General features: G+C 62.9%; 21 protein-coding genes. 5 read left to right on the forward strand and 16 right to left on the reverse strand.

The genetic code is table 11. The features are described 5' to 3' along the window. Window positions 1–58 precede the first annotated feature (58 nt). Window positions 59–1,033 (forward strand): helix-turn-helix transcriptional regulator, encoded by a 975-nt coding sequence (locus tag ACYVRU_RS02220; protein WP_223899870.1) that lies wholly within the window; start codon window positions 59–61, stop codon window positions 1,031–1,033. 459 nt (window positions 1,034–1,492) lie between these two features. On the opposite strand, the gene ACYVRU_RS02225 is transcribed toward ACYVRU_RS02220, so the two are convergent. Next, window positions 1,493–2,302: an alpha/beta fold hydrolase gene (locus ACYVRU_RS02225; protein WP_223899869.1), complete on the reverse strand. Its 810-nt coding sequence runs from the start codon at window positions 2,300–2,302 to the stop codon at window positions 1,493–1,495. A gap of 247 nt (window positions 2,303–2,549) precedes the next feature. Next, window positions 2,550–3,158 carry a nigerythrin gene (ngr, locus tag ACYVRU_RS02230; protein WP_461185679.1) on the reverse strand — a complete coding sequence of 203 codons (609 nt, stop codon included), beginning with the start codon at window positions 3,156–3,158 and terminating at the stop codon, window positions 2,550–2,552. A 165-nt stretch (window positions 3,159–3,323) separates the two neighbouring features. Between ngr and ACYVRU_RS02235 the strand changes: the two genes are divergently transcribed. Then, a complete protein-coding gene (locus ACYVRU_RS02235) occupies window positions 3,324–4,763 on the forward strand; it encodes an aminopeptidase (RefSeq protein WP_302233424.1) in 1,440 nt (479 codons plus the stop codon). 257 nt (window positions 4,764–5,020) lie between these two features. Here the strand turns inward: ACYVRU_RS02235 and arcC are convergent, their stop codons facing one another. The 4 genes from arcC to ACYVRU_RS02255 all read right to left on the reverse strand — a co-directional run bounded on the left by arcC (window position 5,021) and on the right by ACYVRU_RS02255 (window position 9,218). Continuing rightward, window positions 5,021–5,977 carry a carbamate kinase gene (gene arcC / locus ACYVRU_RS02240; RefSeq protein WP_417000438.1) on the reverse strand — a complete coding sequence of 319 codons (957 nt, stop codon included), beginning with the start codon at window positions 5,975–5,977 and terminating at the stop codon, window positions 5,021–5,023. Between the two features lie 167 nt (window positions 5,978–6,144). Next, entirely contained in the window at window positions 6,145–6,972 is an 828-nt protein-coding gene (locus tag ACYVRU_RS02245; protein WP_302011442.1) for a hypothetical protein, read from the reverse strand. Between the two features lie 1,023 nt (window positions 6,973–7,995). Then, on the reverse strand, window positions 7,996–8,286 hold the full coding sequence (locus ACYVRU_RS02250; protein ID WP_114540336.1) for a YerC/YecD family TrpR-related protein: 291 nt from the start codon (window positions 8,284–8,286) through the stop codon (window positions 7,996–7,998). Next, window positions 8,286–9,218, reverse strand: a complete 933-nt coding sequence (locus ACYVRU_RS02255; RefSeq protein WP_256156214.1) for a branched-chain amino acid transaminase — start codon at window positions 9,216–9,218, stop codon at window positions 8,286–8,288. Before ACYVRU_RS02255 ends, ACYVRU_RS02250 begins: the two co-directional genes overlap by 1 nt. 300 nt (window positions 9,219–9,518) lie before the next feature. On the opposite strand from ACYVRU_RS02255, the gene ACYVRU_RS02260 reads away from it, so the two are divergent. After that, a complete protein-coding gene (locus ACYVRU_RS02260; RefSeq protein WP_173114464.1) occupies window positions 9,519–10,844 on the forward strand; it encodes an ATP-binding protein in 1,326 nt (441 codons plus the stop codon). 103 nt (window positions 10,845–10,947) lie between these two features. Here the strand turns inward: ACYVRU_RS02260 and ACYVRU_RS02265 are convergent, their stop codons facing one another. Both ACYVRU_RS02265 and ACYVRU_RS02270 read right to left on the reverse strand, forming a co-directional pair. Next, on the reverse strand, window positions 10,948–11,160 hold the full coding sequence (locus ACYVRU_RS02265; protein WP_173114467.1) for a hypothetical protein: 213 nt from the start codon (window positions 11,158–11,160) through the stop codon (window positions 10,948–10,950). A 45-nt stretch (window positions 11,161–11,205) separates the two neighbouring features. Next, on the reverse strand, window positions 11,206–11,985 hold the full coding sequence (locus ACYVRU_RS02270; RefSeq protein ID WP_114540340.1) for an ATP-binding protein: 780 nt from the start codon (window positions 11,983–11,985) through the stop codon (window positions 11,206–11,208). Between the two features lie 155 nt (window positions 11,986–12,140). Between ACYVRU_RS02270 and ACYVRU_RS02275 the strand changes: the two genes are divergently transcribed. Both ACYVRU_RS02275 and ACYVRU_RS02280 read left to right on the forward strand, forming a co-directional pair. After that, window positions 12,141–12,773 carry a DUF3990 domain-containing protein gene (locus tag ACYVRU_RS02275; protein WP_114540341.1) on the forward strand — a complete coding sequence of 211 codons (633 nt, stop codon included), beginning with the start codon at window positions 12,141–12,143 and terminating at the stop codon, window positions 12,771–12,773. Then, window positions 12,766–13,188: a hypothetical protein gene (locus ACYVRU_RS02280; protein WP_114540358.1), complete on the forward strand. Its 423-nt coding sequence runs from the start codon at window positions 12,766–12,768 to the stop codon at window positions 13,186–13,188. Before ACYVRU_RS02275 ends, ACYVRU_RS02280 begins: the two co-directional genes overlap by 8 nt. Before the next feature lie 52 nt (window positions 13,189–13,240). Here ACYVRU_RS02280 and ACYVRU_RS02285 read toward each other — a convergent pair whose 3' ends face one another. From ACYVRU_RS02285 to ACYVRU_RS02320, 8 genes are all read right to left on the reverse strand, one after another. Beyond that, on the reverse strand, window positions 13,241–14,470 hold the full coding sequence (locus ACYVRU_RS02285; protein WP_302683107.1) for an MFS transporter: 1,230 nt from the start codon (window positions 14,468–14,470) through the stop codon (window positions 13,241–13,243). A gap of 16 nt (window positions 14,471–14,486) precedes the next feature. Beyond that, on the reverse strand, window positions 14,487–15,833 hold the full coding sequence (locus ACYVRU_RS02290; protein ID WP_114540343.1) for a uracil-xanthine permease family protein: 1,347 nt from the start codon (window positions 15,831–15,833) through the stop codon (window positions 14,487–14,489). A 96-nt stretch (window positions 15,834–15,929) separates the two neighbouring features. Beyond that, window positions 15,930–17,261: a uracil-xanthine permease family protein gene (locus ACYVRU_RS02295; RefSeq protein WP_288219440.1), complete on the reverse strand. Its 1,332-nt coding sequence runs from the start codon at window positions 17,259–17,261 to the stop codon at window positions 15,930–15,932. A 128-nt stretch (window positions 17,262–17,389) separates the two neighbouring features. Next, entirely contained in the window at window positions 17,390–18,313 is a 924-nt protein-coding gene (locus tag ACYVRU_RS02300; RefSeq protein WP_461185680.1) for a molecular chaperone TorD family protein, read from the reverse strand. 63 nt (window positions 18,314–18,376) lie between these two features. Beyond that, complete coding sequence (locus tag ACYVRU_RS02305) at window positions 18,377–19,237, reverse strand: dimethyl sulfoxide reductase anchor subunit family protein (protein ID WP_418133648.1); 861 nt, start codon at window positions 19,235–19,237, stop codon at window positions 18,377–18,379. Beyond that, entirely contained in the window at window positions 19,238–19,828 is a 591-nt protein-coding gene (locus ACYVRU_RS02310) for a 4Fe-4S dicluster domain-containing protein (protein WP_157012922.1), read from the reverse strand. Beyond that, a complete protein-coding gene (locus ACYVRU_RS02315; RefSeq protein ID WP_173114493.1) occupies window positions 19,821–22,679 on the reverse strand; it encodes a molybdopterin-containing oxidoreductase family protein in 2,859 nt (952 codons plus the stop codon). Before ACYVRU_RS02315 ends, ACYVRU_RS02310 begins: the two co-directional genes overlap by 8 nt. Beyond that, complete coding sequence (locus ACYVRU_RS02320; RefSeq protein ID WP_173114496.1) at window positions 22,679–23,359, reverse strand: hypothetical protein; 681 nt, start codon at window positions 23,357–23,359, stop codon at window positions 22,679–22,681. Before ACYVRU_RS02320 ends, ACYVRU_RS02315 begins: the two co-directional genes overlap by 1 nt. Window positions 23,360–23,520: the final 161 nt, after the last annotated feature.

A 23,520-nucleotide genomic window follows, 5' to 3' on the forward strand; every position in this document is an offset into this window, starting at 1 on the left:
TAACTTATGGACGAATCGGAAAGAACTCTGGACGGATCGGAAAACGACGGGCACGATTATGGGCGCGAGCGCGTTGGCGAACATAGACAAGGGACTGCACCACCTGTTCCTCTCCCAAATTGAGACGCTGGGGATGGAGCCGGTGGCCCGGCGCAGCGGCATCGTGTCGCAGCTCGCGCCGGAGCGCGGCCGCGGCAGCGCCTGGATGGCGGGCATCGGCCCCGATTGCCTGATGACCGTGCTCGACCTCGAGGTGGAAGGCGCCGTGGACCTCACGAGCTGCGGACCCGGCTACTTCTGCCTGGGCATCATGTCGCCGAGCTGCCTGGAAACCATGCCGCGGCCCGTCAGCGCCCCCGGCCCTGCAGGTCTTGTCATGTACTGCCAGGATGCCGGCTCCTACGCCTACCGGCTGAAGCCGCGCACCCCCTATGTGTCCCGCTCGCTGTGCTTCACGCCGCGCTTCTGGGAACAGCTCGCTTTCGACCGCCGCTCCGACGGCGATGCCCTGCTGGAGCGCTTTGCCACGGCGCCCCAGGTCCTGAACGCGCCCCACGTGGGCGCCATGCTGCAGCGCCTCGACGCCCGAACGGCCGACGCCGCGGCGACCGAGCTGCACCTGACGGCGCTTGCCGCCGAGGCCGTCGCCTGCCTCATGGATACCGCCGAGGCCGAAGGACAGGCCGAAGCCGCTCGGGGCAGCAGCGAAGCGGCCCGTCTGGCCCGCGACGCCCGCGCGCTGCTGGAGCGCCACTTGGATGCGCCGCTCACACTGGAGTCCATCGCCCGCGAACTGTGCGTGAGCCGCTCGCGTCTGGCGGCCACCTACAAGGCCGAGCGCGGGCGCGGCGTGGCCGAGGAGCTGCGGGACCTGCGGATGGAGCGCGCCCGCGAGCTTCTGGCCGGCACGGACCTCCCTTTGTCCGAGGTGGGCCGCGCCGTGGGCTATCCGCGCCCGACTACCTTCGCCACCGCCTTCTCCCGCGAGGTCGGCTGCTCCCCCGCCGCCTGGCGCAAACAGCACCGCCTCTGAGACCGCGCTGCTGCGGGATCCCGTCGTCGGGCCTCTATAAAAGGGAAGGAGCCCCGAGAGGCTCCTTCTTGTCGCATCTGTCGCTGCCAGACCTGCTTGGCCCGCGCTCGGCTGTACTTCGCCGAACCGTGGGCGCCATGCCCACAGGCGAACCCGTTGTAGCGCGGCTTGCTCGCCAGCGTCGCTTCCTCAGCCGACTGCCGCCACACGACATCGCTTTTCGGCTTTACCGCCTGCACAGGATGCGCCTTCTTGCGCTTCTTCGACATTCCTCTCACCTCCTTCACGCTATGGCTTTCTCAGCGGAAGCATTCTAGCAGAACTAAACCAGCCAGAGCCGTCTCTCACACGATCGTTTGGAAGCTGGCAAGGCGAGCGCCGAACATCTGCGCCCGATCATTTGCAAGCTGCGAGGCGGCCGCGAGTGCCTGAAGCCGCCGCAATCCGCTGGGTGCAATCTCAGTTGCCGCCGAGCGCCTCTTCGATGATGGCGTTCACGGCAGCTGGATTATCGGCGTTGGAGTTATGGGCGGCGCCTTCTACCCAGCGAACGGGCAAGCCCGTACGCTCCGACCACAGCTCGTTGTACTTGCGGACGAACCCCGTGCGGTCGAGCTCGCCGACGATCAGCGTGAGCGGGGCGGTCGGCGCGGCGTACTCATCGCTTCTCACCACCTCGGCCAGCATGGCGAACCCATGGGCGGAAAGCCGGCAGTACTCCCCCTTCTCGTAGCCGGCCAGGATCGAGCCCATGATGGCGCGGCCCTCGGGAGTTGCGGCATTGCCTTCGGTGCTCGTCTTCTTAAGCGTGGCCCACGGGTACAGGTAGAACATGCGCGTCACGAAAGGCAGACAGGCCAACTCCCATCGCTTGTAGTAGTCGCGACCGAGCGGCGCGGAGTCCACCGACACGATGCCGCGGGCGCGCCCTGGGAACAGCACGTCGAACACCTGAGCCACGTACCCTCCCATCGACTGACCTACGAGCACAGGCGCACTGACGCCTTCTGCCTTCATGATCTCCCCCAACCAACGGGCCAAGTCGGGCAGCGAGAAATCCAGCGGGAACGGGCGCGACTCACCATGGGCCGGCGCGTCCCACACCAGGCAGTTGGCACGGCCCTCGAAGTGCTCGATCTGCGGCGCGAACAGGCGACGATCCGCCGTAAGCCCCGGCAGGAACACCACCCACGGCCGCGTCGCATCGGGCACATCGCTTACCCAGTAGACGATCTTTCCCCGCCCCGTATCGAAACTCGCCTTCCGCATGTTCTCGCTCTCCTTTCGCCGCCGAACGACACCCAGTATCGCACATTGCCGGCAGAAGAAGCGTGAGGGCCGCCCCTGCGAAAATGCTCGGCCACAAAGGCCACCTTCCCCTTCGCAGCACAGACGCAACCGATCAAACCGTGTCCGTCGCTCGCGTCCGGCAACAGCGAGAAGCACCCATGCGCACGAAAAAAGCGACCGCCCCGAAGGACGGTCGCATGAGGTGCGCGCTATGCGTGCGGACGACTTAGAACTTGCGGAACTTGTCGGCCGGGGTGAAGCAGATGGGGCACTTCTCGAAATCGTCGCCCTTGTGGATGTGGCCGCAGATGGGGCACAGGTAGTAGGCCTCGTCGGTGGGAGCGTCGATGTTGTTGTAGGCGTCCATGTACAGCTCGGCGTGCACGGCCTCGGCGAGCTTGGCGCGGGTGAACACGAACTCGGCCTTCTTGTTGCCCTCCTCCTGAGCGACCTTGATGAAGCTCGGGTACATGTCGGAGGTCTCGTAGATCTCGCCCAGGGCGCCGGCGATGAGGTTCAGGTCGGTAGCGATGCCCTCGGCCTCGGGAGCGGCGGGGCGCTCGTAGCCCGGCTCGATCTCGGCGATCACGCCGGCCTCAAGGCCGATGTGGATCTGCTCGGCGGCGCTGGTGGCCTCGAACAGGCGGGCGATCTGGTCGAAACCCTGCTCCTTGGCGGCAGCGGCGCAGGCGGCGTACTTGGCGGACGCGCCGGTCTCGCCGCACACGGCAGCCTTCAGGTTCTCGAGGGTGGTGCCCACCTCGGTGATGGACTCGGGGACGACGTTGAAGTTGCTGGAGTTCTCGGCGGTAGGAATAACGTCACGCAGATTCATGGAATCTTCCTTTCTTAAGTATCGGCGACATCGTCTCAATGTCTGGGCCATTATAGTACGGCGCTCCCGCCCCGCGCATCGAGAAAACAGGATGTAACAATTTCCGAACTTTTCCCCACAGATTGGTTCATACTGTGTTCGATCGCACAAGAGAAAGGATGTTACGTGGAACGCGAAGTGGCTTGGAAGAAGTACGACGAGGCGTCGCTGGACGAGCTTGAGGCGCTGGCCGTCGACTACATCGATTTCATCTCCGAGAACAAGACCGAGCGCGAGTGCGCGGCGGCCGCCATCGCCGCTGCTGAGGACGCCGGCTACGATTCGCTGGCTGATTGCATCGCCGCCGGCACACCGGTGGGCCCGGGCAGCAAGCTGTGGGCCTGCGCCCAGGGCAAGGCCGTCATTCTCGTACATGTGGGGGCCGCACCGATCTCGGAGGGCATGAACATCCTGGGGGCGCACATCGACTCGCCGCGCCTCGACATCAAGCAGAATCCGCTGTACGAGACGAACGACTTCGCGCTGCTGGACACGCACTACTACGGCGGCATCAAAAACTACCAGTGGACGGCGTTGCCGCTGGCGCTTCACGGCGTCGTGGCCAAAACCGACGGCGCGGTGGTGGAGGTGAACATCGGCGACGACCCGGCTGACCCGGTGTTCTGCGTGACCGACCTGCTCCCCCACTTGGGTTCCCAGCAGATGGATAAGAAGGGCTCGAAGGTCGTGGAAGGCGAGGACTTGGACGTGCTCGTGGGCAACCGGCCGCTCGCCGCGACCGGCGCCGACGAGGCGGACGACGGCGCCGGGAAAGCCGAAGGCGACAAGGCCTCCAAAGATCCCGTGAAAGCCTACGTGCTGGCGCTTCTGTCCGACAAGTACGGCATCGCCGAGGAGGACTTCCTCTCAGCCGAGCTGGAGGTAGTGCCCGCCGGCCGCGCCCGCGACCTCGGCTTCGATCGTTCCATGGTCATCGGCTACGGCCAGGACGACCGCGTGTGCGCCTACACCTCCCTTGCGGCCCAGCTGGCCTTGGGCGACGACATCCCCGCCCGCACCGCTGTCTGCGTGCTGGTGGACAAGGAGGAGATCGGCAGCGTGGGCGCCTCCGGCATGGCCTCGATGTTCTTTGAAAACACCATCGCCGAAATCATGGCGCTCGCCGGCGAGAGCAGCCCGCTGCGCCTGCGCCGCGCCCTCACCCGCTCGCGCATGCTGTCCTCGGACGTGTCCGCCGGATTCGACCCCGCCTACGCGAGCGTCTTCGAAGCTAAGAACTCCGCCTATCTGGGCCGCGGTCTCGTGTTCAACAAGTACACCGGCTCCCGCGGCAAGAGCGGCTCCAACGACGCCTCGGCCGAGTACGTCGCGCTCGTGCGCCGCATCATGGACGACGCGGGCGTGAGCTTCCAGACCGCCGAGCTGGGCCGCGTGGACGCCGGCGGCGGCGGAACCATCGCTTACATCCCCGCGAAGTACGGCATGGACGTCATCGACTCCGGCGTGCCCGTGCTTTCGATGCACTCCCCCTGGGAAGTCACCAGCAAAGCCGACATCTACGAAGCCCGCCGCGGCTACGAAGCCTTCCTGCGCGCGGAGGGCTAGCGGGGAAGCCGGATCCCCCGCGACAATCGGCGGCCATTTGCAGAGCGGTTTTTTCGAGTTGTTAGAGTTCGGGACGAGCGCTCGAAAGAATCGGCTGCAGAGGATCGTACAGCGACCTTGGATTTCGCCGTCGCTTTCCCTGGATCAAGCGGCAAGGGGTCCTTTCCTGCCTCCCATAACTCTAACAAGTCGAAATTCTTGCATAAAAAGGGGCGGCTCCTTATCCCGGAGCCGCCCCTTGGCTTGTAGATCGTTGCCTAGTTGGCGGTGATGACGGTGCCGGTCTCGCCGCGCAGGCCGGCGGCCGCGCACTCGAGCGAGGTGATGAGGGCGCGGCCCTCGGGGTAGGCCTCGACGTACTCGATGCAGGCCTCCACCTTCGGGAGCATGGAGCCGGGGGCGAACTGGCCCTCCTTGATGTACTCCTCGGCCTGGGCCACGTCCATCTCGTCGATGGTCTGCTGCTCGGGCGTGTTGAAGTTGACGCACACCTTCTCCACGGCGGTGAGGATCACGAGCATGTCGGCGCCGAGCTCGGCGGCCATGAGCGCGCTGGAGCGGTCCTTGTCGATGACCGCGGGGGTGCCCACGTAGCCGTCCCCGGTCTCGAACACCGGCACCCCGCCGCCGCCGGTGGACACGACGATGTAGCCGTCCTCCACCAGATCGCGCACGGCGTCGAACTCCACGATGCGCTTGGGGATCGGGGAGGCGACCACCTGGCGCCAGCCGCGGCCGGCGTCCTCCTTCACGGTGATGCCCATCTCCGCCGCCTTGGCCTTGGCGGTCTCCTCGTCCATGAACGCGCCCACCGGCTTGGTGGGGTTCTGGAACGCGAGGTCGTCCTCGTCGACGACGGTCTCGGTGACGATGCAGGCCGTCGAGCGCATGATGTCGCGGCGCTTCAGCTCGTTCAGGATGGCCTGGGACAGCTGGTAGCCGATGTAGCCCTGGGACATGGCGCCGGCCTCGGGGAAGGGCATGTCCGGGGTCTTGTCGTCGTTGGCCGCCGCGTAGGCGAACGCGTTGTTGATCATGCCGACCTGGGGGCCGTTGCCGTGGGAGACGACGACGTTGGCGCCGTCCTCGATCATGTCCACGATGTGCTTGGCGGTGTTCCGCACGAGCGTAAGCTGCTCCTGCGGGGTGTTGCCGAGGGCGTTGCCGCCCAGGGCGATGACGACGGTCTTGCCGTTGCCCTTTTCGTATGGCATAAGCGTTCTCCTCCTCTTTTGGGAATTCAACCTGAAACGCCAAGGACAGCCTGGCACAATGGGCCATCCTTGGCGCTCACTCTAATGTGACTCGAGAAATTGAAAAGTCCGAACTCGGTTTATTTTCTTTCTGCCCTCTGTCTAATCCAAAGTAAACCACTCAGCTTCTATGCCGCGTCCTCCTCGGGCCACGGGCTGGCGTACACGGCATAGCTCGCGTACTGAGGAGCACCCACGGCGTAGATGTCGTAGTCGGCCGCCTGACCAGGCTCGGTGTCGACAATCTTGAAGTAACCGCCCTCAATCTTCCCGTCTTGATCAAGCAGCACCACGTCGACGCGCGACTGCGTGGCGCCATCCAGCGACTCGGACGCCGTCACCGTGCCTGTGAACTCCTTGGCGCCGAACTGAGTATCGGTCGCGCCCCCGTCCTGCACAGCGTACACATCAGCCAGCTTCTGGTCCGTGGCCTCCCACGAACCCTCGGGCGTCGTGATGGAGAACTCAACGGTCGCCGGCTTCACCACCTCGGTCGAGTTTGCCGAGGAATCAGCGGTCGACCCCGCCACGTAGGAATAATAGTAAGTGGAATCGGGCAACACACCCGGAGTTTCAATCGTCTCGTCGAAGATGACGTTGCCGCTATCGTCCTTGCCCACGACCTCGATGACCGGATCGATAGCCTCTACGGTTTTGTTGGGGTTCTGCACCTTCACGGCAAAATCGACCATGCCGTTGTCGGCAGCGAACCAGCCGGAATCGACGATTTGCAACTCGGCGGGGTTCGCGGCCTCCTGCTCGGCCGTGGCGGCATCGGCCTGCTCATCGACGGCAGCCTGACCCGCTGCTGGGCCCTGGGTCTCTTCAGTCTGCACCACCGCCTGCTCCGATCCGGCCGGTGCCGTCTGACTACTTTGGGCCGCGCACCCCACAAGGCTTACCGCGAACAGACCGGAGAGCGCCACCCAACCTATAGCCCTGAATTTCATTGTCATCACCATTCCCTTGAAGGCTCTTGTTTGCGAAAATTCTTTCAGTGCCGCAGTCCTCAGACCGGCCGCTTTTCAGGCAGACAGCCGGGCGACCCGCGCAGCATGACCCTCAGATACTCTGCCGGAACGCGTCCGCTCCGGCTTTGCCATCTCTTGAGTCTGCAAGTAAATGATGACCCCTCGCATGCACTAATTAGGGGTGCAGCAGCCCTTCGTAGCCCCTATGCCACTGCTTTGTTTCAGTCGAAATCCCCATGTCAACGCCAGGAAATCAAAAGGAAGAAGGTCATAGTTCGCACACAGTCAACCAAAGTATCCTCCCCTCAAACGCCTCGTGTCAGTTCCATGGCGAAACAGGAGATCCGGCCCGAAAAACACGAAGGCCCGCGGGAGGGGGGATCCGCGGGCTTCGTGTTGTGGCGATAGCGAGACGAGGAGAAGCTTCGCCACCCAGTAAAACAAGAAGAGAGGAGGTGTTGCAGGGCTTCGTTCCCTCGGCCCTGCTGACAAAAGTTATAATAGGTTAACTGATTCGTTCGCACAAGGGAGTTAACCTGGGTTTACACTTTCTCCACAACTCTCGCGCACCCAGCCCGCGCCTTCGTCGGTATCAAGCAGCCCGGTCGCCCCGCCCCTGTTTAACGGAACCGTGCACGCTTATTTACGCGATGGTAACTGCAGCACCAAAGGGCTCCCCCAAAAGCCGTCCCTCCCCTATACTGCAAACCAGCGAAACGGAAAAGAGCTGATAAGTCTTCTCCTTTCCCCTTTCCTTTCCTTCTTCTCTCTTTTGGAAGCGGGTACCCCTCAACAAGCCTGCTTCCCGAGAACGAGATTTCCCCGACCCGTTCTCGAACCCCTGCAATGAGGCGGCTCCCCCAAGCCGCCTCTTCTTTTTGGCACGCAAAGCCTCTCCCGAATTCATGCGCGTGAGAAAAGGGGTGCCCAGATGACACCCCTTTCGCTATCGTCGCCGAACGGCGCGCGTCGGATCACCCTTACCGAGCGCCCGTCTCCGCACAGCCGCTACGGGCGCGCATCCAGAATTTTGAGCGCTTGCTCGTAGCCGCCGGCGCCGTAGCTGAGGCACTTGGAAACCCGGGCGATAGTCGTGGCCGAGGCGCCCGTTTCCGCCTCGATGGCCGCATAGGACTTCCCCGCCGCCAAAAGACGCGCCACGCCCAGGCGCTGGGACGTCTCGCGAATCTCGCGCACGGTGAACAGGTCTTCCAGAAGCGCGAAAATAGCATCGGGATCGTCGAGGGCGGCCAGAACGCTCAGCAGGTCGTCCACATCGGGGGTGCGAATCTCAGCCATTAGACCTCCGTGAGCCAGTCGGCGTACTCGCCGATGCGACCGTAGGCCAAATCGAAGAACCGATCCTGCAGCGCGCGCGTGATTTCGCCGGGCTTGCCGATGACGCGACCGTCCACGGAACCCACGGGCGTCAGCTCGGCGGCCGAGCCGGTCATGAACACCTCATCGGCGATGTACAGGTCGCTGCGGGTGAGGCTTTCCTCCACAGCAGGGATCTCCAGGTCGTCGGCCAGACACAGCACCGTGTCGCGGGTGATGCCCTCGAGAAGTCCGTCGGAAAGCGGCGGCGTGGAAAGCACGCCGTTGCGCACGATGAACAAGTTCTCGCCCGTGCCCTCGCAGACAAGCCCCGCCTCGTTCAACATGATGGCCTCGGCATAGCCGTGGGCCTTCGCCTCCATCTTCGCGAGGATGGAGTTCATGTAAGAGGCCGTGGCCTTCACCGCCGGCGGAATGGCGTTGTTCGAGCGCTGGCGCCACGAGGAGATGCCCACGGCCACGCCGTTTTCCAGCGCGTCGGCGCCCAGGTAGGCGTCCCAGGGCCACACGGCGATGACGACGTCCACGGGCGCCCCGGTCGGGTCTACCCCCATGACGCCGTAGCCGCGGTATACCAATGGGCGGATATAGCAGGCCGGAAGCCTGTTGGCACGGATGACTTCCAACGTGGCGTCCATCAGCTCGTCGACGCTGTAGGGCAACTCGATCTGGGCAATCTTGCAGCTGCGATGCAGCCGTTCCATATGGTCGCGCAGGCGGAACACGTAGGATTTGTCCTCGTCGGGCACCTTGTAGCAGCGAATGCCCTCGAACACGCCGGAGCCGTAGTGCAGCGAATGCGACAGCACATGGGTCGTCGCCTCCGCCCACGGCACCAGCTCGCCGTTCTTCCAGATGTAATCGACCTCGGTGATGTCGGACAATGGAACCATCCCTTTCTCAGACTAGAAAAGCCCTCGTCGCGTGCGCAACGCGAGCAAGGGCCATTGTACTCCAACACGCTAAAGCGAAAGAGCAGTTCCACGAAGGCGGCAAAACCAGAGTCGTCCCCTCAGGGCCAAAGCGAGTTCGAAGCCGCAGCATGCCACTTTTACGTCGGAATAATTGGCATCCGTGCCACTTTTACGTCGGAATAATTGGTATCCGTGCCACTTTTCAGATGGAATATTGCTCTGAAACATATTATCATGGCATTCGAACCGATGACTGGCGTTGGCAGAAAGGAGCTTGCCGTGGAGCGATTCGCCATAAAAGACCTCATTGCCTGGAAGAACTCCCCTCGCCGACGACCGCTGCTCGTGCAGGGAGCACGACAGGTGGGCAAGACGTGGCTCATCAGGGAGTTCGGGCAGACCCACTTCGCCGCAGTGGCTTACGTGAACTTCCTCGAAGATGAGGCCATGGCGCGTCAGTTCGAAGGCGAGTTAGCTCCGGCGAGGCTGCTCGACGCCGTCACCTTGTACACCGGCGTTAACGCCAAAGACCCGAACACTCTCGTAGTGTTCGACGAGATTCAAGAATGCCCTCGGGCCCTTACCTCCCTCAAATCGTTCGCCGAGCGCAGCCCTGAAACCGCCCTCGTCGCTGCCGGGTCGCTTTTGGGCGTCGCCCTTCACCGGGGCGTCTCCTTCCCTGTCGGGAAAGTCGACCACCTGCTCATCTACCCCTTGTCCTTTGACGAATTTCTCCTCGCAACCGGCAACAATCTCATGCTGGATACCCTGCGACGAGGAGATCTCGCGTTGGCCGATTCCCTTTCGGAGCGTTACATAGAGCAGCTGCGCAATTACTACTTCGTCGGCGGCATGCCAGAAGTGGTTCAAACGTTTTTGGATACGGGCAGCTTCAGCGAAACGCGAAAGCAGCAGAATCGGCTGCTCTTCGACTACGAGCACGACTTTTCCAAATACGCCGACGCTGCCCTCGCCGAGAAAATACGGCTCGTGTGGAACTCGGCTCCCGGACAGCTCGCCCGCGAGAACAAGAAGTTCGTCTACTCAGCTGTGCGCACGGGCGCCCGCGCACGCGGCTACGAAGAGGCCATCCAGTGGCTCGTGGACGCAGGACTGCTTCTGCGCGTCAACCGCATCACGAAGCCGGGACTGCCCCTCTCCGCCTACGAGGATCGAGACGCTTTCAAGATATACCTGCTCGACGTGGGACTCCTCGGCGCGGCAAGCCGTCTCGATGCCTCGGTTCTCGTTGACGGCCATGAGCTGTTTTCCGAGTTCAAGGGGGCCCTCACGGAAAACTACGTGTGCCAGGAGCTCGTTGCCACAGGCAAGGTGGTTCCTTACTACTGGTCGGCCGAGAACTCCTCCGGCGAGGTCGATTTCGTGTACGATTACGGCCGCTCCATCGTGGCCGTCGAGGCGAAGGCCACCACGAACCTGAAGGCGAAGAGCCTTCGCTTGTTCGTGGAGCGTAACCACCTCGGCCGGGGCCTGCGCCTGTCGCTGTCGCCCTTCAAAGAGCAGGACTGGGTAGTGAACCTGCCCCTATACGCAGCAGGGCTGCTGCCCGAGTGGTTCGCACAGATGCGGAAGGGTGCGATCTAGAATCAATCCGCACACCTATACAGGCTCTCGCAATAAGGGGAAGGCGGGCCCCAATCGAGTCCGCCTTCCCAACGTCAGTACTATCACAAAGTGAGAAACTTGCTTAGGCTTGCTGTGCGCTGAGCGATTCCAACGCGTCATCGATCATGGCCTCGGCTCGGGCCAGATAATCCATCGATCCATCGAAATTGTGAGCCGCTGTACGTCCTTGTCCATCAGAGCCCGCAAGCGGATTCGTGGTAAGGTTCTTATTGGCAAACGTAGTGATGAACGATTGCGCGCCCCACTCGATGAAAGAGGGCGCCGGCGATGCCATAAAGAGCGCTTTGCCGTTTTATTGCGAAAGTATTGCGGGGTGCCCTCACGCCTCGAAGGAGTATCCCACGCCCCAGACGGTCTTCAGGTAGGCGGGCTTGGCGGGGTTCTCTTCTATCTTCTCGCGAATTTTCCGCACGTAGACGGCGATGGAGATGGCGCCGTCCAGGTACTCCTCGCCCCATAGCTCCTCGATGAGCTCGTCTTTGCCCATGACGGCGCCGGAATGGCTCGCGCGGAACACGCTGCCGACGCCCACTTCGCTCTGCACGGTGGCGCGGCCGCCGAGCAGTTCGGCCATCTCCTTCACGAGCGCAAGTCCCAAGCCGCTGCCGCCGTAGCGCCGCGAGATGGACGAGTCCGCCTGGCGGAAGCGTTCGAAAATGGTGGCGAGCTCGTCCTCGGGAATGCCAATACCGGTGTCGGCCACCTCGATGAGCAGGCCATCGCGGGCGGCCGTGAGCGCCACGGTCAGGCGCAACGGTCGCCTCCACCGCATTCTCCACGTCGAGCACATCGAGGGGAGAATTTCAACCCGATAGCGGTCGGCCTCGAGGCTCGCCGCGTCCAGGGTGTCCATCTGGCGCCCCTGCCGTCGGAGCGCTCCGTTCACCGCCACGGCCACCGCCACGATGACCGCCGCAAGCGCCCCGAACAGGCTGACGTTGGCCATCGTGCGCTCGCGGGCCTCCGCCTCGTACACCTCCATGGGAATGGCCAGGCTCACAGCGCCGGCCAAATCGCCCAGCTGGTAGCCCTCGCGGGGGAAGCCGGTCTCGTCCGGTTCGCCGCCCTCGCTGCCGCGGGCCTTATGCGCCCACGTCATGTTCAGCTTTCAGGATACCGCAAAAACGGGCGGGGAAAATATTGTCCTTTTATTGCGGGAGGGTGCAACGCGGCAGCTGTGGGCAACCCGCCCGCCCTCTGTTCCGCTATACTATCGGTACGAGCTGCACGGTCATTCGTCACAAAGGAGGCCCCATGCTTCTCTATCATGGCTCACGCCACGGTATTGACGGCCCCATTGCGCCTCTTAGCCGGGATCGATGTGATTTCGGACGGGGTTTCTACCTGGGCACCGAACCCCTGCAGCCGCTCACCCTTATCTGCGACTTCCCCGATGCGCGCTTTTACACCGTGGAACTTGATCTCGACGGCCTCGATGTGCGCGAGCTTTCCGCTGACGCAACCTGGGCCCTCGTCGTCGCCTATCATCGCGGCAAGATGGAGCAGGCCCGCGGCACCGCCCTCTATGCAGAGACAGCCGCCGTGCTTGAGGGTGCAGATGTTGCCATTGGGCCCATTGCCAACGACCGCATGTTCGTCGTCCTCGACCGCTTCTTCAACGGGGACATCACTGATGTCGCCCTTATAAAAAGTCTTTCCGCGCTGCAGCTGGGCAACCAAGTAGTGGCGCTCACCCAAGCCGCATGCGATGCCGTTCGCATCGTGGATGAGCGTAGCCTCAGCGAGGACGAGCGGACCGAGCTGATTGCCACGAGCGAGGCGAACCGGGCCGAGGGAGTGGCTTTGGCTGAGCGCATCTGTCGCGAGCACCGCCGCGAGGGACACTTCTTCGACGAGATACTGGAAGCCGGTGTTCCCCTTGGCTGACCTGCGATTAGACCAACGACAACTGTGCGACATCCAGGGACGTCTCTTCGAACTGGCCCGCGCGCGCGGCTACGATTGCCCCACCTTCATCGAGGCCTTCATGAACAGCGACGTGGCGCGACGTATGGATGGGGTCTTCGACTTCCTGCAGTGGGCCGGGGAGGAATACCTGTTGGAAGAGCTTGACGACGAAGTGGGCGGCCTGCCCCGTGCCGGAGCTTCCTGGGGCCGGGAACCCATGTACTGGACCGGCTACCTGTACCGTTTGTGGCACTATCTCACCGGCGAGACGAGTCGCGCCATCTACGCCACCGCCGATGCCGACACCATGGGCGGCGCCTACCTCGGCATGCACGTGCTCGATCCCGAACTGGCCATCGAGAACCTGAAAGAGCTGGCGGCGCAGCGCCCGTAACGGCTTTGAGAGAGTCCGTCATGCCGGCTTCCGACGAACGCCGACGTTAGCCTTACCCCGCATCAGCATTGTTGCGCCTCCATTTCCACAGCTGTCGACAGGCCCAGCAGGCGAGAAGCGAGCCCATCGCACAAACGAGGGCCGCGAGTAGCCAGGCGCCTTCATAGCCAAGGGCGCTTTGGGCCTCCCCTACCGCACCTTGGATGCCCGACATTGTGCCCACCGAGACAAACGGTCCGATAGAAGCAGCAATTTGGACGGCCATCGTCATTATGGTGACGCCCAGGGAGTGCTGGTTCAGCGCCAGGCACCGCAGCCCTGTAGTCTGGAAATTGGCGCACACCGTGCCGCAGCCGACAAACACCACCAACATCCCCGCCAGCAGTGTGATCTCGCTTGCCATCCAGGCGGCTACGGCCATCAGCACCGATCCAGCAGCCGCCACGGCCAAGCCTCGAGAAAGCAAGGGGGCGGGACCTCGGCGGTCGAGACGGCGACCGCCGGCAAGCGACGCGACAGCATAGGCCACCACGAGCGGGCCCAGGCACAGCCCCGAGAGGGCCGGGCCGAGGTGGGCGCATTCTTCCAGATACAGCGGGCCCATGACGTTAAGGGAAAAGTAAATGCTCATGGTGAGCACCACGAGCAGGGCCGCGGCGACAAAACCGCGGTTGAGCAGCACCCCGCGAAGAGAGACGAAGCTCCCTTGGACGTCGCCGCGTCTCGAGGGCCTGACGGCGACAAGGCCCCACAGACCTATAAGCGCCGAAACCACCAGGGGAACCACGAACACGCTATGCCAGCCAAAGGCGCCGACGAGGGCACCGGTGGCCACAGGCGCCACGGCGGGGCCCAAGGCGATCATGCCGTTGCCCACGGCGAGATAGGTGCCCAATTTCTCCGATGCCACCGTTTCCAATATGGCGTTCATCATAAGGGGGATGAAAATGCCCGTGCCCACGGCCTGCACGAGCCGCGACGCAAACAGCACCGCAAAGGTAGGGGCCACCAGACCGCCCATCGATCCGAGCGCGTTGCACGCCAGAGCGACGAACAGTAACGTCCGCGGGCCGAGCCGTCGATACAGGGCCGCCATGGCCGCCACAACGAACACCGTGACTACCATGAACCCCGTCACAAGCCACTGCGCCGTCATGGCATCCACGGAAAACTCGCCCATGATGGCAACAAGCGCCATGTTCACCAGGTTCTCGTTAAAGCCGGCGATAAAACCGCCCGCAAAAAATCCTATGAGACGACCCGCGGCATTCCGCGCACTCATGAAAGAACCAACCGCCTCACGCCTGCCCCTTCTCGTTCGATCCGTTCTCGGCCCGCTCGAAATCGCGGGCCAGATCATCATAGCTTTCCCGCGGTACAGGGGGAACCTTTTCGGCCCCCGCATCGGCGGAACGGCCGGGTAGCACGAGGTTCAGCACAATGCCCAGCAGCGCCGCCACGGCCAGCCCCGGCACGGAGTACTCACCGACGGGAATGCTCACGCCCATCGACTGCATGCCGATAGCCGCGATGGCCGGACCGCCGAAAATGATGAGGTTCCGGGAATCGGTCATGTCGACGGCGTGCTCCACAAGCATCTTCAGGGCATTGCAGGCAATCAGCCCGAATATCACGATGGACACCCCGCCGATAACCGGATCGGGAATAGTGCCCACCAGCGCCCCCAGCTTGGGACAAAATCCGCCAACGATGAATGCCGTGGCGGCAGCATACCAGAACACTTGGGTCGAATAGACGCGCGTCACGTTGAGCACGCCGATGTTCTCAGCGAAGGTCGTCGCCGGAGGTGCCCCCAGAAGGCCGGCGACAGTGGTGGCCAGGCCGTCCCCCAAAAGCGAGCGCCACAGAATGGGATTGTAATTCCTGTGGGTCATCTCGCCGATGACAAACAGATGCCCGATATGCTCGATCACCACGATAATCGCGATAGGGCTCACCAGCACAATGGCCGTCACATCGACGACGGGCAACGTGAACTCGGGCAAGCCGATCCAAGCCGCCTCAGCCACAGGGGTGAAGTCCACCATACCGAAAGCACATGAAAGGCCGTAAGCCACTGCGGCCCCGGCCAACACGGGGATGGTATTCAGCACCCGCTTCCCGAAGCACGTGCACAGCACGACCACGAAGAAGGCCACCCCCGCCACAACGAGCGTCTGCCACAGCGTCTCGCCCTCGGGCACGGTGAGCGCCTCCGAAACCGCCGTAGTAGCCAGGCCGCAGCCAATAACGAAGATGATCTCGGCCATGACCACCGTGGGAATGAGCCGATCGATCCAGCGCGTTCCCGTCTTGCGCACCACCAGAGCGCACACGACGAACACCAGGCCGGCCCCCACAATGGCCGAGCCGACCCCGGCCACTCCCGCCGTAGCGCTCGCAATAACCACTGGCCCCACGAAACTGAAGGAAGGTCCCAGGTAGCTCGGAATTTTCCCCTTCGTTGCCACGAGGTACAACGCCGTTCCGATACCCGAGCACATCACAGATACCGACGGCGAAAATCCCATGAGCATGGGCACGAGCACCGTTGCTCCGAACATTGAGAGGAAATGCTGTAGCCCCAGAGGCAGCGCCTGGTACCAGGGAAGCCTTTCCTCGACATCTACCACTCTCTTGCCCATGATGGACACCCCTTGTCAACGGCGCGGTGCCGAGCGAGCGCACAACTCTCTCGGCACCGCGACCCCTTGCTTGAACGGATGGGAAACCACAGCGCCTTAGGGCTCGACCAACTCGTCGTAGACCTGGACCTTACCGGCGCCCTCGGCCGCCGTCGTCGCCGTCACCGGCTTCTCGCCCTGAGACTCCTTGGGCAAGACGAGGTTCAGGATCACAGCCAGCACCGCAGCCAGCAGCAGGCCGGGAACATTGAAGGAACCCAGGGGGATGGACACGCCGGTGGTCATCATGCCGATGCCCACGATGAGCGAGGCGGCAGCGATCATGAGATTGCGATTCTCATTGAAATCCACTTTGGCATCCACGAGCAGCGACAGACCGTTGCCAGAGATGAGTCCGAACAGCAGGAACGACACGCCGCCCAGCACGCAGTTGGGAATGGAGTAGAACAGCATGGCCAGCTTCGGGCAAAAACCGCCGATGATCATGGCGAAAGCGGCCGTCCACCAGAAGATACGGGTGGAATAGCACTTCGACAGACCCATAACGCCGATGTTCTCGGCGATGGAGGTCAAAGCCGGGCCGCCCAGGAAGCCGGAAGCCACCGTGCCAAGGCCGTTGCCGAGCAGCGAAGAGGAGAGGTACTTGTTGCAGTCCTCGCCGGAAAGATTGGTCACCGTCATCAGGTGGCCGATATGCTCGACTACGAGCACCAACGCAATGGGAGCGATAACGAGCAGGGCATTCACGCTAAACGTGGGCAGCGTCACTTCGGGAAGGCCGATCCAAGCTGCCTCGTTGATAGCGGTAAAGTCCACCATACCCAGGGGAATGGCCACGATATAACCCACCACGATGCCGATGAGCACGGGCACCATCTTAAGGAAGCCGCGACCCCAGGAAGATGCCACCACGGCCGCGAGGAACGTGATGAATCCGACAATGCAGCCCATCGTGTCGAAGGTCTCCGACGCACCGCCGTCGAACATCACGGAGTTGACCGCCGTGGCCGACAGACCCACGCCGATGACCACGATGATGCAGCCGGTCACTACCGGCGGCAGCACCTTGTCAATCCAGCCGGTGCCGGTAAGCTTCACAATGCCCGCCACCACGCAGAGCGCCACACCGACGGCCACAATACCGCAGAGCGCGCCCGAAATGCCATCGACGGCCGTCACCACGGCCATGGGCGTGATGAAGCTGAACGACACGCCGAAGTAGCTCGGCACCTTGTTGCGCGTGCAAATAAGATAGATGATGGTGCCAAGGCCGGTGCAGAACACCGCCAGCGCCGGATTGAGTCCCATGATCATGGCGGGCACAATAGCGCCGCCGCCCACGAAGGCCATCAGGTGCTGCAACGAGTACACAATGGCCTTCCCCATGGGGACCTTATCCCCAATGGCGTAACCTCCGTCTTGTCTCATAACGAAACCTCCTTTTCTTTCCCGCCGTGCTTTCCTGCACGGCGCTTCAACCATTTGACGAACCCGAATGCCAACGATGGTGCCGGCGCGGATCGATTCACGGACGCCCCGGCAAAGACACCAGGATCCTAAAGAGACAGCGCCTTCTCGGGGCACACCGCCACGCAGGCACCGCAGGCGGTGCAAGCGTTCTGGGGCTCATGCTTCCTATTCGCCACCGGATCTACCGCTTCGGGGCACACAGCCGCGCACCGGTCGCAGGTCATGCCCTTCACGCGCAGGCAACGATGACGATTAAGCTGCGGATAGACGCCCTCTTTGTCGACAGGGACGGCATTGGCCAGTTCCCAGCGGGCAAGATCGAACGAGCGGTCCTTTGCCTTCTCATCTTTCACCAGATCGCGAAGCACCTTGGCATCCAGGGCGAAGAAGGCACCGGCCGCCTCCAGAAGCCCGCGGTAGAACCGCTCGTCCACCAAGCGCGCCGCCAGAGCGGAGAACTCCGGGTACCAATTCAGGATATGGTGCTTGAGGAACGCCTGGGAAAGCAGGAGATTCTCACGCAGGGCCGTCATATCGGACGCGGCGCGCGCCTCAACGGCACGATCGGCCAGCGTCGCCATGAACTCGCACATAAAGGCCAGATGATCCTCGGGAAGATCGATGCCTTCCGCCAGCTTGAGCGCCTGTTTCTTGTAGATGTTGTACACCTTGCCCCGCGCTGTGCCCATGTAATGCTGCGTTGCGTCCACAAAGGCGCTTTCGTAGGGCAAAGCGTAACGGCCGGCTTCATCGCGCATACCCAGAAACGCCGCCGTGAAATCGCGTCCCAAGAAGGCGCGCGTGCCCGTGTGGCGCTTCTCCAGATAACGCTCCATGACGTGCATGCCGTGATCGAACGCAGCGTCCTCGCTCTTCAGGGAGCCGATCCGGGCCGCTGCAAGCGCCTCAATGTCATCCTGGGAGAGCGGCGCCCTGAAAAGACGGCCGAAAAGGCGGTACAACTTCGCACGGTTCGCCTGCACTAGGGAGAACTCGTCGGGGGTCATCATGGTTTCCCCACCTTTCTTTGACAGGGCGGGCGCGATCCTTGCGGACAGGCCCGCCGAAAATAGCTAGCAGTTGAGAATGGCGCTGCGATTTGCTTGGGCGTCCTCGAAAAAGAAGAGGAATCCCGCACCGACGATCCACATGAGCATGCGCAGGCTGAGACCCCCCGCCATGGCGGCAACGAAACCGACGGCCGCCACCGCGACGAAAGCCATCGAAGGCAGAGGAGCGAGCAGGATCGCCGCGCAGGCCAGAGGCACCACCAGGCCGCAGACCACGATGCCGACCCAGAACAGCGTCGGGTTCTTCTTCGCCGTCTGCATCCCCAAATGCCCCAGGTACGCGGCCACCGTCACTGCCGAGAAGACAGCGCAGACGGCCAGCAGCAGCTTCACGGGCAACTCCATAGCCCAGACGCCCCCCGTCGCCACCGACACCACCGCGTAGAGAAACCCGCCGGCCACAAGCGCCGTGCCCGTATAGGCCAAAGGCAGCTTCTTCGTATTCCAGGTGGGCTTTGATGAGATGAGGTAGCCATGGCCCGTTACAAAAGCCAGCACGACGCCGGCCACTGCTCCGGCAATGCCGAGCACGAGGCGCGCCAGCTCGTTGTCGAACCACAGGCACGCAGCGCCATAGGCCGCCATGAGCGCCGATACCACACCGAGCATGATCAGCTCCACGGAAATGCCCGAGAAGGACAGCAGATGGGTCACGGCCGCAAAAGCGTGACGGGGCGTGGCCAGATGCATCATGGAGCAGACGGCGCCCACCACAACGAGCACCAACGAGATGCCCGTCGCCCAGAGCGTGACCGCCGTCGACTCGCCGAGAGCGCCGGCCACGCCCGCGAAAGCGAAGCAGCATCCGCCGCACCCCGCGAGCATTGAGAACAGAACGAGGGGCCACTGAATTTTCGGTGCCATTTACACCAGCTCCTTCCAATGAGCCGTCGAAGGCGAGAGGATATAGCGGGTCAGGGGCTCTTCGCCTTCGGGAGCGCCCAGCGTGTGAATGCACTCATCGTCGTACTTGGCCAGTTCCCGGGAAACAGCCGAATCCGGGTCGTCCAGATCGCCGTAGAACCGGGCGCCGCCGGGGCAATTGTGCACGCAGGCCGGATCGGCCTTGCCGTCGGCGGTCAGATGCTGGCACAGCGTGCACTTGCGGGCCACGCCATCCTCCTCGCTGAAGCTGCGCACGCCGTAGGGGCAGGCGTACAGGCAGTACTGGCAGCCAATGCACTTCGCCTCGTTCACCAGCACAATGCCCGATTCGCTGTCGCGATAGGAGGCACCCGTGGGGCACACCTCCACACAGCGCGCATGGGTGCACTGCTGGCACTGCACGGGCAGGTTGTAACGTTCGATGTTCGGGTAGGTGCCCGTAGGTCCTACCTGCATGACACGGTTGTAGAAGGTGCCCAAGGGCAGGTGATTCTCGAATTTGCAGCTCACGATGCAGCTGTCGCAACCGGTGCACCGGTCGATGTTGATGACAAGGCACTTCCTAGGCATGGCAGGCCCCTTCCTCGGTACGGGACTCGAAGGTGCGGCTGGGCATGAGGGGCTGGAACTGCTCCGGCTCGGTCCACAGGCCCTCGGGAGCCTCGGCTTTCCTCACGTTGACGCGGTAACCGCGCCAGGAAGCGGAGGCGAAGTTGTCGTTGACCACATCATCGCGGGCCATGAGGTTCACGTTGCACTGGCGCCAGCCGCCGCTCATGGTCTTGGTGGAATGGTCGTAGCTTTCGGGGAAGTAGAAACGCTCCATCATCACCACGCCGGGACGCACGCCCTCGGTGAGGTAGGCGCGGCCGCGCGTGGCACCGCGACGGCTCGACAGCTCCACCCAATCGCCGTGGGCCACACCGAGGGCCGCGGCATCGCGGGGGTTGATGCGCATATCGGGGACGGGAATGAGCTCGCGGCTGTAGGGAGCGGTGCGCAGCGTCGTGTGGTGGTAGTGGGCCACGCGCCCCGTCGTGAGGTAGAAGGGGAAATCCGGATCGTCCTGGAGCATGTTCTCACTCTGCTCCTTGTAGGTGCACACGGCATCGTACTCCGGCCACGTGCCGTCGGCGGCCACCTGGGTGTAGGGGAAGTGATAGGGAAAACCGGTGCGGCCGTTCAGCACCGCCATGGTCACATAGGGCTCGCATTTGCGAGACAGCGTGGCGAATCCGGCAGGCAGCCCATCGTCCACGATATCCAAGTGCTGATAGAACTGGTACAGCTCGTCAATAGGCACCGTGAGCGTGTGATCCTCGGAGTGCTTCACGGCCTCGGGCCAGCTTTCCACGCCGAACATCTCGGCCCAAGCCGGATAGATGTCCTCCTTGGTGCGATAGGTACCGTTGAATTGGAAGTCGCGGCAGAGCACCGCATCATCGCCGCCGAGCTTTTCGCACAAGCTGTCGACGATACGCGTCACGCAGATGAACGGATCCTCCGTTTCGCCCATATGCACGATTTGCTTGCGCATGAAAGTCTGGTTGAACTGGGTGGTCGTCTCGGTGGCGTGCTCGAATTCCAACCACTCCTGCATGGGCAGGAACAGGTCGGCGTCCTCAATGGTAGTGGAAGTCATGTGGGGCTGCTGGTGCACGCAGAAGTCGATGTTGGCGTAAGCCTCGTTCCACTGCTCGCCATTGCTCATGACGCAATACTTGTTGCCAGACTGCTCCCAACGCACCGAGATCTTGTAGGGCTCGCCGGTCAGCAACGCCTCGCGCACCGGCGCCAAGGCGTTCAGCTGCCACTGGTGCACGGCCTTGTGCTCCAGCGATCCCAAGCGAGCCAGCTGGTAGTCCACAAAAGCCTGCTGCTTGGCCTTGCCATCGACACCCTTCGCATTCCAGCGCTCCACAGCTGCTTGGGAACGGCGAAGGTTCTCGCCCTCGGTCAGGCCCACCGTCCAACCGATGCCGAAGGTCTCCTGATAGGGACGGTTGCACCAGAAGTGGGTGGGACGCGCGGTGTGGCGCGATTCGGGCTTCTGCTCGGTGAGCACCACGCCCGGCTTGTTCACCTTGCCGCACAGCATGTCCAGGGCCATAGTACCGAAGATGAAGTTCGAGGACAGCTCGCTCATATCGGCGAACTGGCCAGTGCCGATACCCGAGAGCGTGGTGGCGTACAGCTTGATCGCACGCTCGATAGTGTCGGCATCGACCCAGGTGAGCTCAGCGGTTTTCTCCAAGGTGAAGTCCTCGCAGGCCTCCCACTGGATTTGGCCGGCGCTCTTGCACAGACGCCCGTTCACCTCGGCTTCGCAGAATACCACCGGGTCGACCGGAGAGTCCTCCGGGGCGGTGTAGGGGAAGGGCTGCACGCTGTTGGTGCGAGCATCGAAGCACACGTAGGCCGGCGTGTCGTACACGTCGTTGGGGTCGGCCGAGGGGTTCACGTAGTCGGGCCACACCTCTTCGGCCTTCAAAGGCAGGCGCGTGTCAGGATCCACGAGGAAGGGGTAGTTGGTCCAGTACTTGCAGAACTGCTCATCGTAGAGCTTGTTCGCGATAATGTAGTTGAACCAGCCCAAAAGCATGGCGATATCGCCCATGGGACGAATGGGCAACCAGATGTCGGCCTTGGCCGCCTCTTCGGTATAGTAGGGGTCGATAACAATGGTCTTTATGCCGCGCTCTCGCATTTCGGCGTTGGCGCGAGCGGCATAGGCTGCGCCGGAAGCGCTCGTTTGGGCGCCCCACAGCACCACGCACTCCATGGCCGGCTGCCAGGCGTTCCACATCTCGCGGGCGTTGTTGCCCTCGTGGCGGTTGTTGGAGCCACCGCGCATCCACTGGCCCGCGCAGTCGGCGGGCAGATAGCACTGGCAGCCACCGCCGGAAATGCACACCGGAGCGCCAATGGCATCTTGGGTGACGCGCTGGAACACGTTACCGTAGGTGCCGCCACCGCCAGCGCCCACCATGATGGAATAGGGGCCGTACTTCCTCGTAGCCAAGGCCATTTGCTCGCCCACGATATCGTAGGCCTCATCCCACGACACGACTTCCCAGTCGTTGCCGCCGCGGGATCCTACGCGCCTCATGGGATGCAGTACATGGCGCGGACTGTACACCAGATGCTGCTGGTTGAGGGCCTTGGTGCACAGGCAGCCCTGGGTCAGGGTGCCGTCGTAGTCGCCCTCGATCTTCACCACCACGCCGTCTTCGGTGTACACCCACAAAGGACAGCAGTTGTAGCAGCCATGGCAGCAGCTGTGATGGCGCTCGCGCAGCGGGGCCGAGCGGGCAAACTGCTCGTCAGCCTCCACGAGAGAGGCGTCCGAGGCCCAGTCGATGCCCTGCACCTTCTGCGCCATGTGGGCGAGCTTTCCGTAGCTCGACTTCCGTGCCGCCATTACTTGCTCCTTTCGTTTGAGGTCGCGAAGCTCGCTCCGGCCGGGGTGGTACTCCAGGCCTCGTCCCACACCAAGCCGCCGGCCTTCTCCAGGTGCGCCACCAACGCGCTGGGGTACAGAGGCAGCCCGGACTTCCCGTTAAGCGAGGGCAGGGAGAGCTGCTTGCCGAGCAGCGCCTCTATTTCCGCAAAGGTTTTGGGCTCGCTGGCCGCACGCAGAATGGCACGGTAGGCGTCGTTGCGCTCCGGCGTGCGGGCGAACAGCTCTTCCAAGCGCACCTCAGGACGATGGGCTTGGGCAACCTGGACCCCGGCCGACGTCGTCTCCAGAGCGCAGAACTGCACGAGCTCGTCTGCTGCGTCCTCATCCAGAGAGGCCAGACGAGCCGGATCCACGGGGTTGCCATCCCGATCCAAATCGATGCGCGCAAGGCCGCCGGCCTCGACGAGCATGAAGGCGATAGCGGCTTGGCTCTGATCGACATACTTGAATTCCGGATAACTTGCGATTTCGTCCTCCACCTCTGCCAGAAGCCGGCGCTGGCGGCAGAAGTCCAGGACTTTGCCCATAATCTCCGTGAAGGCGCCGCGGCGATGCAACGCCTTCTCGACGCGCGCCACGGCGGCCCCGTCGGGCTGGTCCCCAGGGGCGGCGGTGCTCGGGCAAATCGAGTCTGCCATGATGCGTCTCTCCTTCCTTGTTGAGTTTCCCGCACATAATTGATGGCCCGAGCCTACCAGCGCGGCCAAGGGGGGAACCATCGTTGAAGTGGTTGATTTTGAGCGCAACGGCCCATCCATCAAAACGTTGATTTTTAAGAAATGCCAGTTCAAGGCTTTGT

Source organism: Adlercreutzia sp. CNCM I-6216 (genome assembly GCF_977113345.1).

What these genes read in the sequence shown, in the direction of transcription:
- ACYVRU_RS02220 (WP_223899870.1), top strand. Translation starts at nt 59, where the DNA reads ATGGGCGCGAGCGCGTTGGCGAACATAGACAAGGGACTGCACCACCTG.
- ACYVRU_RS02225 (WP_223899869.1), bottom strand. Translation starts at nt 2,302, where the DNA reads ATGCGGAAGGCGAGTTTCGATACGGGGCGGGGAAAGATCGTCTACTGG.
- ngr (WP_461185679.1), bottom strand. Translation starts at nt 3,158, where the DNA reads ATGAATCTGCGTGACGTTATTCCTACCGCCGAGAACTCCAGCAACTTC.
- arcC (WP_417000438.1), bottom strand. Translation starts at nt 5,977, where the DNA reads ATGCCATACGAAAAGGGCAACGGCAAGACCGTCGTCATCGCCCTGGGC.
- ACYVRU_RS02245 (WP_302011442.1), bottom strand. Translation starts at nt 6,972, where the DNA reads ATGACAATGAAATTCAGGGCTATAGGTTGGGTGGCGCTCTCCGGTCTG.
- ACYVRU_RS02250 (WP_114540336.1), bottom strand. Translation starts at nt 8,286, where the DNA reads ATGGCTGAGATTCGCACCCCCGATGTGGACGACCTGCTGAGCGTTCTG.
- ACYVRU_RS02255 (WP_256156214.1), bottom strand. Translation starts at nt 9,218, where the DNA reads ATGGTTCCATTGTCCGACATCACCGAGGTCGATTACATCTGGAAGAAC.
- ACYVRU_RS02265 (WP_173114467.1), bottom strand. Translation starts at nt 11,160, where the DNA reads ATGGCATCGCCGGCGCCCTCTTTCATCGAGTGGGGCGCGCAATCGTTC.
- ACYVRU_RS02270 (WP_114540340.1), bottom strand. Translation starts at nt 11,985, where the DNA reads ATGACGTGGGCGCATAAGGCCCGCGGCAGCGAGGGCGGCGAACCGGAC.
- ACYVRU_RS02275 (WP_114540341.1), top strand. Translation starts at nt 12,141, where the DNA reads ATGCTTCTCTATCATGGCTCACGCCACGGTATTGACGGCCCCATTGCG.
- ACYVRU_RS02285 (WP_302683107.1), bottom strand. Translation starts at nt 14,470, where the DNA reads ATGAGTGCGCGGAATGCCGCGGGTCGTCTCATAGGATTTTTTGCGGGC.
- ACYVRU_RS02290 (WP_114540343.1), bottom strand. Translation starts at nt 15,833, where the DNA reads ATGGGCAAGAGAGTGGTAGATGTCGAGGAAAGGCTTCCCTGGTACCAG.
- ACYVRU_RS02295 (WP_288219440.1), bottom strand. Translation starts at nt 17,261, where the DNA reads ATGAGACAAGACGGAGGTTACGCCATTGGGGATAAGGTCCCCATGGGG.
- ACYVRU_RS02300 (WP_461185680.1), bottom strand. Translation starts at nt 18,313, where the DNA reads ATGATGACCCCCGACGAGTTCTCCCTAGTGCAGGCGAACCGTGCGAAG.
- ACYVRU_RS02305 (WP_418133648.1), bottom strand. Translation starts at nt 19,237, where the DNA reads ATGGCACCGAAAATTCAGTGGCCCCTCGTTCTGTTCTCAATGCTCGCG.
- ACYVRU_RS02310 (WP_157012922.1), bottom strand. Translation starts at nt 19,828, where the DNA reads ATGCCTAGGAAGTGCCTTGTCATCAACATCGACCGGTGCACCGGTTGC.
- ACYVRU_RS02315 (WP_173114493.1), bottom strand. Translation starts at nt 22,679, where the DNA reads ATGGCGGCACGGAAGTCGAGCTACGGAAAGCTCGCCCACATGGCGCAG.
- ACYVRU_RS02320 (WP_173114496.1), bottom strand. Translation starts at nt 23,359, where the DNA reads ATGGCAGACTCGATTTGCCCGAGCACCGCCGCCCCTGGGGACCAGCCC.